The sequence below is a fragment of the Pseudoclavibacter helvolus genome, assembly GCF_049707175.1.
GTDB classification, from domain to species: Bacteria; Actinomycetota; Actinomycetes; order Actinomycetales; family Microbacteriaceae; genus Pseudoclavibacter; species Pseudoclavibacter helvolus_A.
In genome coordinates this window covers 248,707-261,829 of sequence record NZ_JBNAFM010000001.1, presented here as the reverse complement: position 1 = coordinate 261,829, position 13,123 = coordinate 248,707, and the positions used below count along the sequence as shown (strand labels likewise).

The following is a 13,123-nucleotide window of genomic DNA, read 5'->3' as shown; positions in this document are numbered from 1 at the left end:
ACGAGTCATGACGCTACTGCCACCAGTCTTCGATCCCTCTGAAAACGACCTCCTCGACGGACTCAATCCGCAACAGAAGGAAGCCGTCACCTACCGCGGCCCCGCGCTGCTCATCGTGGCAGGTGCGGGCTCCGGCAAGACGCGCGTGCTCACCCACCGCATCGCCGGTCTCATCGCCTCCCGCGAGGCCTGGCCGAGCCAGATCCTCGCCATCACCTTCACCAACAAGGCCGCTGCTGAGATGCGTGAGCGCATCCAGCACATCGTCGGCGGTGCGGCCGACGGCATGTGGATCTCGACCTTCCACTCGGCCTGCGTGCGCATCCTGCGGCGCGAGGCCGACAAGTTCGGCTTCACCACGAGCTTCACGATCTACGACTCAGCCGACTCCAAAGCGCTCATCAAGCGCATCGTGAAGTCGCTGGAGGCAGACGTGCTCGGCTTCACCGTCTCGAGCGTCCAGTCGCGCATCTCGAAGCTCAAGAACGAGCTCACCGATGTCGACGGCTTCGCCCGCCAGGCCAACATGAGCGACCCCCGCGACGCGATGTTCCTCGACATCTACCGGCAGTACACGCAGTCGCTGCGCCGCGCCAACGCATTCGACTTTGACGACCTCATCTCGCAGACGGTGTGGATGCTCCGCGCGTTCCCCGAGGTCGCCGCGCAGTACCAGCGCCGGTTCCGCCACGTGCTCGTTGACGAGTACCAGGACACGAACCACGCCCAGTACTCGCTCATCCGCGAACTCACCCGCCCCGTCGAGCCGCAGCACGTGCCCCTCGACACGCGCATGGAGCTGGACGAGCGCGGCGGCATCCCTGGCGCATCCCTCACCGTCGTCGGCGACTCAGACCAGTCGATCTACGCGTTCCGTGGCGCCGACATCCGCAACATCAGCGAGTTCGAACGCGACTTCTCGAACGCGAAGGTCGTGCTGCTCGAGCAGAACTACCGCTCGACGCAGAACATCCTCTCGGCCGCCAACGCGGTGATCCGCAACAACTTCGACCGGGTCGACAAGAAGCTCTGGTCCGACGGCGGCGAGGGCGCAAAGATCGTCGGCTTCACCGGGTTCTCGGCGCACGACGAGGCTCAGTTCGTTGCCGACGAGATCCACAAACTGCGCGACGGCGGGCAGAGCTACAACGACATGGCCGTCTTCTACCGCACAAACGCGCAGACGCGTGCGCTGGAAGAGATCTTCATTCGCTCGGCCGTGCCCTACCGACTCGTCGGCGGCACGAAGTTCTACGAGCGCGCTGAGATCAAAGACCTCATCGCCTACCTGACGGCCCTCGTGAACCCGGCCGACGAGATGTCGACGAGGCGCATCCTCAACTCCCCGAAGCGCTCGATCGGACCGGCGACTGAGACCGCGATCTGGGACTTCGCCGACAAGCACGGCATCACGTTCCGAGACGCCATGCGACGAGCGGGTGAGCTCGGTCTCGGGCCCAAGGTCACCGGCTCGATCGCGCAGCTCGCGAAGCTACTCGACGACGCGACGGCGGGACTCGACATCGACTCGCCGACCGGTCGCAAGACGGTCAGCCAGACGCTTAAGACGATCGTCAAGGGCACCGGCTACCTCGAGAAGCTGCTGCAGACGGGCAACCCCCAAGACGAGGCCCGGGCCGAGAACGTCGAGGAGCTCATCTCGGTCGCGGCCGAGTTCGATAAGAACAACGCCGGCGGCTCCGTCATCGACTTCCTCACCGACGTGGCGCTGGTCGCCGCCGCCGACGACCTCGTCGACGAATCTGGCGCTGTCGTGCTCATGACCCTCCACACCGCGAAGGGGCTCGAGTACGACTCGGTCTTCATCACCGGCGTCGAAGAGGAGCTGCTGCCGCATCGCATCGCCGCGGACGAACCGGGCGGGCCCGCCGAGGAGCGACGTCTCTTCTACGTCGGCATCACCCGGGCCCGCAAGCGCCTGCATCTCTCGCTCGCCATGATGCGCTCGCAGTTCGGCGAGACGGCCCCCTCGCTCCCGAGCCGCTACCTGCAGGAGATTCCGGCGGAGCTCATCGAGTGGCGGGTTTCGCCAGGTTCCGCTGGTGGCGGCTTCCCGCAGCGCTCCGTCGGCTCGGCCCGCAAGCCGCTCGGCAGCGAGGGGTACGGCACGGCGGGCGGCTACGGCAGGAGCTCATCCGACGCCGGCAACGCCGGCTTCTCGAGCGCGGTCCGCTTCCGCGACTCGGATGCGGGGCGCGAGACCGCACCCAAGGCCAAGCCCAAGCAGAAATGGATCAACGAGGTCACGGGCCAGATGCGCGACAACAGCGGCATGGAGCTCATCGCGGGAGACCGCATCAAGCACGTCGACTTTGGCGAGGGCACCGTGCGCGCCATCCTCGGCAGCGAGGCGAAGCGCATCGCGGAGGTCGACTTCGACAGCGCGGGCCGGAAGAAGCTGCTCGTGAAGCTCGCCCCGATCGAGAAGCTGACCAACTGAGGCCCGCGCGGGCACTAGGCTGGACGACGGACGTGTTTTGCCGGGCGGCGGGCACACACTGCCTGCCGGCGATGCGGTCCGCTCTGCAAATTCTGAAGGCTCGAGCGCGAGAATCCGAAGGCTCGGGCGAACGAACGCGACGACGCGTCGCGGATGGGATGAAACGTGGATCTCTTTGAGTACCAGGCGCGAGATGTATTCGACGCCCACGGTGTTCCAGTTCTCCAGGGACTCGTGGCCTACACGCCCGAGGAGGCGAAGGCCGCAGCCGAGAAGATCGGCGGCGTGACCGTCGTCAAGGCGCAGGTGAAGACGGGCGGCCGCGGCAAGGCCGGCGGCGTCAAGCTCGCGAAGACCCCGGATGAGGCGTACACCGCCGCAGAGGCCATCCTCGGCCTCGACATCAAGGGCCACATCGTCGAGAAGGTCATGATCGCGCAGGGCGCTGACATCGACCAGGAGTTTTACTTCTCCGTGCTCCTCGACCGCGCCAACCGCTCGTACCTCGCCATGGCGAGCGTCGAGGGCGGTATGGAGATCGAGCAGCTCGCCGTCGAGAAGCCCGAGGCACTCGCGCGCGTCGCCGTCGACCCCATCCGCGGCATCGACGCAGCCAAGGCCGAGGAGATCGCACGCGCGGCGAACTTCCCCGAGGAACTCGTCGCCAAGGTCGCCGACGTCTTCGTGAAGCTCTACGAGGTCTACAGCCAGGAAGACGCGACGCTCGTCGAGGTCAACCCGCTGGTGCTCACCAAGGGTGGCGACATTGTCGCCCTCGACGGCAAGGTCACCATCGACGAGAACGCTGAGTTCCGTCACGAGGACCACGTTGCGCTCGCAGAGGCCGCAGGCGGACTCGACCCGCTCGAGGTCAAGGCCAAGGCGCACGACCTCAACTACGTGAAGCTCGACGGCTCCGTCGGCATCATCGGCAACGGCGCGGGGCTCGTCATGTCGACGCTCGACGTCGTCGCAGGCGCAGGCGAGAACCACGGCGGCCAGAAGCCGGCCAACTTCCTCGACATCGGAGGCGGAGCATCCGCTGAGGTCATGGCTGCCGGACTCGACGTCATCCTCGGCGACGAGCAGGTCAAGTCGGTCTTCGTGAACGTCTTCGGTGGCATCACCTCGTGCGACGCCGTCGCCAACGGCATCGTCGGCGCTCTCAACACGCTCGGCGACGCCGCGACGAAGCAGATCGTCGTCCGCATCGACGGCAACAACGTCGAAGAGGGTCGCCGCATCCTCGCCGAGGCAAACCACCCCCTCGTGACCGTCGTCGCCACCATGGACGAAGCAGCCGACAAGGCCGCCGAACTCGCCGCCCGCGCCTGAGCCGCCCGAAGAAAAGCAGAGAAGGAACAACAATGTCGATCTTCCTCGACGAGAACTCCAAGATCATCGTTCAGGGCATCACCGGCTCGGAGGGCTCCAAGCACGCCACGCGCATGCTCGAAGCCGGCTCCAACGTCGTCGGCGGCACCAACCCGCGCAAGGCCGGCCAGACCATTGAGCTCGCCGGCAAGGAACTCCCCATCTTCGGCACCGTGAAGGAAGCCATGGAGGCGACCGGGGCGAACGTCACCGTCATCTTCGTGCCGCCGGCCTTCGCCAAGGGCGCCATCATCGAAGCGGTCGACGCTGAGATCCCGCTCGCCGTGGCGATCACCGAGGGCATCCCGGTGAAGGACTCCTCCGAGGCCTGGTCGCACGCGCAGAGCGTCGGCAAGACGCGCCTCATCGGCCCGAACTGCCCCGGCATCATCTCGCCCGAGAAGTCGCTCGCCGGCATCACGCCCGCGAACATCACCGGTGCAGGCCCCATCGGCCTCGTGTCGAAGTCGGGCACGCTCACCTACCAGATGATGTACGAGCTCCGCGACCTCGGCATCTCGACCGCCATCGGCATCGGCGGCGACCCCGTCATCGGAACGACGCACATCGACGCCCTCGAGGCGTTCGAGGCTGACCCCGACACGAAGGCGATCGTCATGATCGGCGAGATCGGCGGCGACGCCGAGGAGCGTGCGGCCGAGTACATCAAGGCGCACGTCACGAAGCCCGTCGTTGGCTACGTCGCCGGCTTCACCGCCCCCGAAGGCAAGACCATGGGCCACGCAGGCGCCATCGTCACCGGCTCCGCGGGTACCGCGCAGGCGAAGAAGGAAGCACTCGAGGCAGCCGGCGTTCGTGTCGGCACCACGCCCACCGAGACCGCCAACCTCCTCCGCGAGGTCTACGCCGCCCTTTAACGGGCAGCGGGGTGCCGCGAGGCGCCCGAGAACCGCCGCAGGGCTCACCGCCCTGCACACGACGAAGTGGGCTGCAGCCCCGTGGCAACACGGGCTGCAGCCCATTCGTCTCAGCCCAAACCCACGCCGCCGGTCATGCGCCAGCGGTCGGAGACCTGAGACAGGATGCACGTGCCTCGACCCGAGTCGGCCCCCGCACGACCGCCCGAGCACTCCGCCACGCGACCCGGCGGTCCTCCAGCCGCGCAAACTGGCGGGCATCCCGGCAGCCAGCAGGGCGGCCGCCCCGGAGGTCACCCCGGAGGTCGTCCGTCCGGGCACCCGGGCGCCGCATCCGTCGCGCTCGACCGACGAGTCGTCGCCGCCACCCCCAAGTCCCGGATCGGCGCCCCGCTGCTCCTCGGATGGCTGCAGGCGCTGGCTTTGGCCGGCGTCATCCTCCTCGTTGGCGGCGTGCTCGACGGTGTCCTTGCGGGGGAGACCCCGGAACCCAGCATCATCGCGCTCATGGCGGCGCTGGTCGTCGGCTGCGCCGCCGCCACCGCAGCTTCGACCCTGCTCGTGCAGCGCAGCAAGAGCACGACGGAACGCGCGCTCCGGCGGCTCCTCATCCGGCAGCTCTTCCACGTTGGCCCCCTCGCCCTCGGCCGGGAACGCACCGGCTCCCTTGTCAACACCGCAACCGCATCCGTCGAACGCGCATCTGCGTACCGGGCCGGCTTCCTCGGCCCGATCGTCGCGTCGCTCACCACGCCGCTCCTGGTGCTCGCCGTCATCGCGGTCGCCATCGACCCGCTCACCGCCGGGCTGCTTTTGCTGCTCGTTCCGCTCATCCCCGCGATCATCATCGGGGTCCAACGCGCCTTCCGGTCGTCGACCGGCGCCTACCGGCGAAGCGCGGGCCAGCTCTCCGCCGCCTTCCTCAGCGCCATCCAGGGCCTCACGACGCTCACACTCAACCGCGCGGTCACGCGCACCGGCGAAGAGCTCCGGGCTCGAGGCGAGCAGAACCGGCGCCGGGTCATGCGGCTGCTCGCCGGCAACCAGGTGCTGATCCTGGCCGTCGACGCAGTCTTCTCGCTTGCCATGATCACGGGCGCCGCAGCACTGGCCGTCTGGCGACTCGGGGACGGCGCGATCACGCCGGGGCAGGCCGCGGCCCTGGTGCTGCTCTCGACACTCCTCACCGGTCCCGTCGACATCGTCGGGCAGTTCTTCTACATCGGCCTGACCGGACGAAACGCTGAGCGCGAGCTCAGCGCGGCCATCGCGACACGTCCGGGCAAGCCAGCTGCCGACACAGCCTCGGCCGACGCTCCGGCGACGCCTGGCGGCACCCGCCCGGCCCTCGAGCTGCGCGGCGTGACGGCCGGCTACGACCAGGCACGGCCAGTCCTTACCGACTACTCGCTCCGTATCGAGACCGGTGAGCGGGTGGTCATCACCGGACCGAGCGGATCCGGCAAATCGACGCTGCTCACGCTGGCCCAGGGCTTACTCACGCCCCGCGCAGGCACCGTGCTGGTCGGCGGAGCCCCGGCCGGCAGCCCACAGGCCCGCGCCGCGCTCGCCGTCGTCGAGCAGAGTACCTTCCTCTTCACCGGGACCGTCGCCGACAACCTGCGAGTCGCGCGGCCGGACGCCAGCGACGAGGAACTGTGGGCGGCACTCGAGGCAGCTGAGCTCCGCGCCGACCTCGAACGCTCCGCGAACGGTCTCGCGACGCAGGTCGGCGAGAGCGGCCTGGCCATCTCGGGCGGGCAGGCGCAGCGTGTGTCGATCGCCAGAGCCTTCCTCCGCGACGCCGACGTGCTGCTCCTCGACGAACCGACAGCCCAAGTCGACCTACGCTCAGAACGACTCATCACGAACGCCCTCGCGCGGCTGGCCGAAGGCCGCACGGTCGTCATGGTGTCGCACCGCCCCACGAGCATCCTGGCCGCCGACAGGGTCATCGATCTGGCTGGTGCTGGTTCTGGTGCTCCCGGTGCTCCTCGCGCGCACACAGACGCCGGCGCGCAGCGAGTGCATGCGCACGACCCAGACTCGACTCGCGGACCGGAGGAACGCCGGTGAGCCTCACACGGAACCCCCCTGCTGGGCCGACGACGGCAGCGCCCGGCGTGCCAAACCGGCCTCAGCTCGTCGCGTGGCTGCTCCGGCAGACCGCCCCGCTCCTCTGGCCGCTGGCGCTCGCGACCGTACTGCGGGTCGTGGGGCAGCTCGCGGGGATCGCGATCCTTGTCGTCGCGGTGCTCGGCGTCGCTGGAACCGTGCCGCTCGGCACCATGATCTGGGCGATGGTGGTCCTCGCTCTGGCCAAGGCCGTGCTCCGCTACCTCGAGCAGTTCAGCGGACATTTCGTCGCTTTCGCGGCGCTGGCCCGCCTCCGGAACCTCTTCTACGAACGTCTCGCGCCCCAGGCGCCCGCTGCCACGGAGGGCGCCGGCAGTGGTGAGCTGAGCGAGCGAGCCACCCGCGACATCGACCGAGTCGAGGTCTTCTTCGCGCACACGGCTCCGCCCGCGATCTCCGCAGTGCTGGTGCCCGCCATCGCGCTGACCTGGCTCGGGGTGACGCAGGGAGCAGCCCTGGCACTCGCCATCGTCCCGTTCGTGGTGCTGGTGGTGCTCGTCGTGCCCGCCCTCGGCGGCGCGTCGAGCTGGCGCGCGTCCCAGCAGGCGGTCGCCGCGAAGGGCGTCATCGCACAGCACGTGAGCGATTCCGTGCGGGGCATCCGAGAGGTGCTCGCTTTCGAGCACGGCACAGCTCGCCTCGACGACATGGATGCGCGCGGCGAGGACGGAGCACAGTCGTCATCGGCGGCGGCCCGCATCTCCGCGCTGCGAGGCGCGCTCGTGCTCGTGCTGCAGTGGGGGTCGGTGCTCGCCGCACTCGTCGTCGGCAGCGCCGGCGTCGCCGACGGAGACCTCGGCTGGTCGCAGCTCGTCGTCGCGCTTGCCGTCGCAGTCGGACTCTTCGTCCCCACCCGAGCAGTGGAGAGCTTCGTCACCGACCTCAACGCCTCGTTCGCGAGCGCGGCCCGCCTCTACGCGGTCATGGAGCGGCCTCCACTGGTGACGGATGCGCGCGCAGAGCCCAGTGCGCACCCGTCGGCCGGGCGTACGCAGGGAGCGCAGCCTGCGCATCCGCTCGCCCTCTCGTTCGAGGGCGTCACCTTCGCCTACCCGGCCGGCGTCGACGCCGGTGTCGACTCAGGGAGCGGCGCCGCGCGGGGCCGAGTCGTGCTCGAGGACGTCTCCTTCGAGCTCCGGGCCGGCGAGCACCTCACCGTCGTCGGCCCGTCCGGAAGCGGCAAATCGACCATTGCGTCGCTCGCACTGCGCTTCTGGGACCCGGATGTCGGCTCGGTGTCGTTGCGTCGCGGGCCAGGCGGGCCCCTCGAGCCGCTGCCGCGCATCCCGCTCGACGAGCTGCGCATCCGCACAGCCCTCGTCTCCCAGCGCCCCTACCTCACCGGCGGCACCATTCGGCACAACGTCGGCCTCGGCAAGCCGCAGGCAAGCGACGACGAGATCTTCGCGGCGCTGCGAGTGGCAGCCCTCGACGAGTGGGTGCGCGGTCAGCCGCGCGGACTCGACACACCGGTCAGCGAACGTGGCGGGGGACTCTCCGGCGGGCAGCGCCAGCGGGTCGCACTCGCGCGCGCTGTCCTCACCGGCCCAGAGCTGTTGGTGCTCGACGAGGCGACCAGCGCACTCGACGCCGCGACCGAGCAGACCGTGCGCACTCGGCTCGCCGACTGGGCGTCCGGGCGCAGCATTCTGGAGATCAGCCACCGGCTTGACACGCTCGACGACACCGACCGAGTCCTCGTCATCGACGCGGGCCGGATCGTCGAGGCCGGCTCGCCCAAACGGCTGCGCCACGCGTGCGGTCCGTTCCAGCAGCTCCTCGAACGCTGAGGCCGGCACCGGGCAGCGCGATGCGACGGGCCCGCGCAGCTACTGCCGCTGCGCGTGACCAATATCAGTGCGATTTCGAGCAGATGCTGCCTTCTGGCGTCGATTCGCGCCGATATTGCACTGTCATTGGTCAGCTTTCGACCCAGCTTTCGACCCAGCCCCCGACCCTGCGCGGGGCTCGCCGCTGCCGTGCTCGCGGAGTTCGAGCTCAATGAAGGTATCGATCATCGCTCGGTACGTCGCTTCGACTACTCCAGGGGACGCGTCGGCCGACTCGGCAAGCGAGCGGACCTTGCCAATCACCTGCTCGACGCGTGCTGGTGCTCGTACGGCGCCTGCATCCTGGCCGCGCTTGGCGACGGCGGCGCGCTCGACCCAACGCTGGCGTTGACCGATGAGCGCGACGATCTGGGCGTCGAGCTGGTCGATCGCGGCGCGGATGTCGGTCATCTCGTGCGGGCCTGTTGATCCAGTCATTCCGGCAGGTTAGCGGCTATCGTCGGGGTGCTATGCCTCGCCCCATCACGTACCTGTACTCGGCCGTCGACGCGCTCGTCGCGGCCGCGGTCGGCCTCGGCGTACCGCTCATCGCGGTCGTCGCAGTGCAGCTCGCGACCTCGGGGTTCGGGAGTGATTTCGCGGCGGGCTTCCAGTACGCGGCGGCCATTTGGGCCCTGTCGCTCGGCGGTTCGGTCGGGGCGGTCATCGAGCCGAGTTCGGGGCTGCTGCCGGCGGGCAGCGCTGCCGTCGAGTTCACCCTGCGTATTGTGCCGCTTGGCCTGACGATGCTCACGGTGTGGCTCGCGCATGTGACGGGCGCGCGCATCCGCGCAGGATCCGATCTGATCTGGCCAGGCCTTCTCTTCACGACGGCGGTCTTCTCGGCCTGCGCCGTAGGCGTCTCGCTCGCGGGGAGCGCCGGCGGTCTCACGATCGGCGTCGTGCAGACGGCGGTCGTGGGAGCGATCATCTTCCTGCTCAGCGCGTTTGTCGGGGCGAGGGGCTGGCAGGTCGCGCCGTTCGATTCGGCAGCGTCGAGCCTGGGGGAGCAGGGGAGGGGTCTCTTCGCGCAGGGGATGCGGGCGGCGGGCATCATGGTCGCGGGGGTGCTCGGTGCTGGCGCGGTGTTGCTGGTGATCGCCGTCGTGGTGGGTCTCGCGAGCATCCTGGCGCTGTTCCAGTCGCTGCCGCTCGACGTGACGAGCGCGGTCGTCGTTGGTGTGAGCCAGCTGGTGGTGGTCTTCAACGGCGTGGTCTGGTCGGCGGCGTGGATGCTCGGCACCGGCTTCGCGATCGGCACGGGTTCGCAGGTGACGCCGATGGAGACGCTGGTGGGGCCACTGCCGGTGGTTCCGTTGCTCGGCGCGATCCCCGCATCCCCGCCGTTCCTTGCGATCTCGGTCATCGCGGTTCCTGTGCTTGTCGGTCTCGTGGCGATGGTGGGGGTGCGGATGCACGCCCCGGCCGGTGCTGCGGGTGGCGTGTGGTCTCGGGTTTCGGTGTCGTTGGTGGCGGCGGGCGCGGCTGCGGTCGCGATTGGCGTGCTGGCCCTCGCTGCGGGTGGTTCCGTGGGGCCGGGCCGTCTCGCGGACGTGGGGCCGTTTCCGCTGCTCACGGGGGCGAGTGCCTTCGGCACGCTGGCGCTCGGTGCACTGGTCGGGGCACTTGTGCCGCTCTCTTCCGAGCAGCGTGACGAGGACGACGCCGGAGACGACGAGGCGGAGGTTGTTCGCAAGGATCGGGCTGCTCGCACGGATCGCGGCGCGTCGACGTCATCGCCTCGCCCTCGTGCAGTCGACCCCGCCCCCGACCGCACGAAGCCGCCGAGCAAGACGGCGGTTGCCCCCAGCCCGCGGGGATCGAAGCGCCGCTCGGCTCGCGACAGTGCCGATGAGCGGCCGTGGGTTGCCGACGCGGTCTCGAAGCGCTTCGAGGATCCGGGCGAGAAGGAACAGAAACCGGGGACGGCGCTCGAGGTGCGTTCGGAGGACGCACCGGCCGAGCGGCAGACCTCTGAGATCCGGCGCGCGAAACGCCTCAAGGTCGAGAATCCGCGCTACGACGATGAGCCGGACATCTACGCCGACATCGACCTCGACGACTGAGCCACCCATCGAATGGTCTCTCGCGAGACGACTCGAATGCCCACTCGACTAGACTGACCCGGTGCTCAAGGTCGTTGTCCTCATCTCCGGCGCCGGTTCAAACCTGCGTGCGCTGCTCGAGACACTCCGGATCTCCGCAGACGCCGAGTCGCCCATCGACGCCGAGATCGTCGCCATCGGCGCGGACACGCAGGCCGCCGGACTCGCGCTCGCCGAGGAGTTCCGCATCCCATCGTTCGTGGTGCGTCCGAAGGACTTCGCGGACCGGGACGCGTGGGGTGCAGCGCTGCTCGCACAGATTCGGAGCTTCGAGCCAGACCTCACGCTGCTCTCCGGCTTCATGCGCCTCGTCCCGCCAGCGGTGGTCGATGCGCTCGCCCCGCGGCTGCTGAACACGCATCCCGCGTACCTGCCCGAGTTCCCTGGGGCGCACGCCGTGCGCGACGCGCTCGAGGCCGGCGCAGCCGAGACCGGGGCTTCCATCATCATCGTCGACAACGGCGTCGACACCGGGCCGATCATCGATCGCGTCCGCATCCCCGTGCTCCCCGGTGACACCGAGGAGCTGCTGCACGGCCGAATCAAGGTCGTGGAGCGCCGTCTGCTGGAAGACACCGTCAGAGGCGTCGCCTCGGGCACCATCTCACTTGAGGAAAGAGCCACCGCATGAGTACCCCCGCCTCCCACGGCCCGCTGTCCACTCTCGAGCGCATCGAACCGAAGCGCGCGCTCGTCTCCGTGAGCGACAAGAGCGGCCTCATCGAGCTCGCCGCGGGCCTGAAGGCCGCGGGGGTCGAGATCGTCTCGACGGGGTCGACCGCGAAGGCCATCCGCGAGGCGGGCCACGACGTCACCGATGTGCAACAGGTGACCGGCTTCCCCGAGTCGCTCGACGGCCGCGTCAAGACGCTGCACCCGGGCGTGCACGCTGGCATCCTCGCCGACCGACGCATCGCCGACCACGTCCGTCAGCTCGAGGAGCTCGGCATCGCGCCGTTCGAGCTGATCGTCGTGAACCTGTACCCGTTCGTCGAAACCGTGGCGTCGGGTGCGGATGCGCCCGCGATCATCGAGCAGATCGACATCGGCGGGCCTGCGCTCGTGCGCGCTTCCGCCAAAAACTTCGCGAACGCCACGATCGTGACGTCGCCGAGCGACTACGGCAAGGTGCTTGAGGAGATCCAGGGCGGGGGCGTGACGCTCGCGACGCGTCGCGCGCTCGCGGCCGCGGCCTTCCAGCACACGTCGAGCTACGACCAGGCGGTCGGCGCGTGGTTCGTCTCGCACATCGCAGAGGTCGAGGGCGAGCAGACGGCAGGCGACGATGGGGCGGCGGATGCGTCGCCCGCGCTTCCGAGCTCGCTCACGATCGAGGGCACGCAGCTCGCGACGCTGCGCTACGGCGAGAACTCGCACCAGGTGGCCGCCGTCTACGGACGGGCGGACGGGCGAGGCATCGCGCAGGCTGACCAGCTGCACGGCAAGGAGATGTCGTACAACAACTACGTCGACGCTGATGCGGCCCTGCGCGCGGCGTACGACCACACGGCGCCGGCTGTCGCGATCATCAAGCACGCCAACCCGTGCGGCATCGCCGTCGCCCCGGAGGGCCTCGCGCCCGCAGAGGCCATCGCTGAAGCACACCGCCGTGCGCACGCCTGCGACCCCGTCAGCGCGTACGGCGGCGTGGTTGCGGCGAACCGTGAGGTCTCGCTCGAGATGGCCGAGACGCTCGCCAAGATCTTCACCGAGGTCGTCATCGCCCCGAGCTTCGCCCCGGAGGCGCTCGAGGTGCTCCGCGCGAAGAAGAACATTCGCCTGCTGCAGCTGCCGGCCGACCCCGTTCAGGAAGAGCGCGAGGTGCGCCAGATCTCCGGCGGCTTCCTCGTGCAGAGCGCCGACCGCTTCGAGCCGAACGCCTCGCTCGTCGAGGGATGGACGCTTGTCGCGGGCGAGCCGGCCGCCGGCCAGACCGTCACAGACCTCGAGTTCGCCTGGCGCGCTTGCCGCGCAGTGAAGTCCAACGCCATCCTGCTCGCGGCCGACGGCGCATCCGTCGGCGTGGGCATGGGCCAGGTCAACCGCGTCGACTCCTGCCACCTCGCCGTCTCGCGCGCGGGGGAGCGGGCTCCCGGGTCGGTTGCCGCGTCTGACGCGTTCTTCCCCTTCGCAGACGGCCTCGAGGTGCTGCTGGAGGCGGGCGTCAGCGCCGTCGTGCAGCCGGGTGGCTCCATTCGCGACGAAGAGGTCATCGCGGCGGCCACGAAGGCTGGCGTGACCATGTACTTCACTGGCGAGCGCCACTTCTTCCACTGATCCGCGCCGATCGGCGCAGCCGCGTCCCATTCCCGGGCCGCACCCGACCACACGAGAGCAGCA

At 69.3% G+C, this 13,123-nt stretch carries 9 protein-coding genes; 8 read left to right on the top strand and 1 reads right to left on the bottom strand.

Features of this window, described 5'->3' with window-relative positions; all coding sequences use genetic code 11:
• Positions 1 to 7: 7 nt before the first annotated feature.
• From ACPYN9_RS01440 to ACPYN9_RS01420, 5 genes are all read left to right on the top strand, one after another.
• A complete protein-coding gene (locus tag ACPYN9_RS01440) occupies positions 8 to 2,461 on the top strand; it encodes an ATP-dependent helicase (protein ID WP_424463270.1) in 2,454 nt (817 codons plus the stop codon).
• 165 nt (positions 2,462 to 2,626) lie between these two features.
• Entirely contained in the window at positions 2,627 to 3,796 is a 1,170-nt protein-coding gene (sucC, locus tag ACPYN9_RS01435; protein ID WP_424463269.1) for an ADP-forming succinate--CoA ligase subunit beta, read from the top strand.
• Between the two features lie 32 nt (positions 3,797 to 3,828).
• A complete protein-coding gene (gene sucD, locus ACPYN9_RS01430; protein WP_424463268.1) occupies positions 3,829 to 4,713 on the top strand; it encodes a succinate--CoA ligase subunit alpha in 885 nt (294 codons plus the stop codon).
• A gap of 171 nt (positions 4,714 to 4,884) precedes the next feature.
• On the top strand, positions 4,885 to 6,789 hold the full coding sequence (locus ACPYN9_RS01425; RefSeq protein ID WP_424463266.1) for an ABC transporter ATP-binding protein/permease: 1,905 nt from the start codon (positions 4,885 to 4,887) through the stop codon (positions 6,787 to 6,789).
• Positions 6,786 to 8,639, top strand: a complete 1,854-nt coding sequence (locus tag ACPYN9_RS01420; protein WP_424463264.1) for an ABC transporter ATP-binding protein — start codon at positions 6,786 to 6,788, stop codon at positions 8,637 to 8,639. The genes ACPYN9_RS01425 and ACPYN9_RS01420 overlap by 4 nt, the downstream gene beginning before the upstream one ends.
• Positions 8,640 to 8,762: 123 nt before the next feature.
• On the opposite strand, the gene ACPYN9_RS01415 is transcribed toward ACPYN9_RS01420, so the two are convergent.
• Positions 8,763 to 9,116, bottom strand: coding sequence for a chorismate mutase (locus ACPYN9_RS01415; RefSeq protein WP_424463263.1), 354 nt, complete (start codon positions 9,114 to 9,116; stop codon positions 8,763 to 8,765).
• A gap of 32 nt (positions 9,117 to 9,148) precedes the next feature.
• Here ACPYN9_RS01415 and ACPYN9_RS01410 point away from each other — a divergent pair, with 32 nt between their 5' ends.
• From ACPYN9_RS01410 to purH, 3 genes are all read left to right on the top strand, one after another.
• Positions 9,149 to 10,744: a DUF6350 family protein gene (locus ACPYN9_RS01410; protein ID WP_424463261.1), complete on the top strand. Its 1,596-nt coding sequence runs from the start codon at positions 9,149 to 9,151 to the stop codon at positions 10,742 to 10,744.
• 61 nt (positions 10,745 to 10,805) lie between these two features.
• A complete protein-coding gene (gene purN, locus ACPYN9_RS01405; protein WP_424463259.1) occupies positions 10,806 to 11,414 on the top strand; it encodes a phosphoribosylglycinamide formyltransferase in 609 nt (202 codons plus the stop codon).
• Positions 11,411 to 13,060: a bifunctional phosphoribosylaminoimidazolecarboxamide formyltransferase/IMP cyclohydrolase gene (purH, locus tag ACPYN9_RS01400; RefSeq protein ID WP_424463258.1), complete on the top strand. Its 1,650-nt coding sequence runs from the start codon at positions 11,411 to 11,413 to the stop codon at positions 13,058 to 13,060. Before purN ends, purH begins: the two co-directional genes overlap by 4 nt.
• Positions 13,061 to 13,123 lie beyond the last annotated feature (63 nt).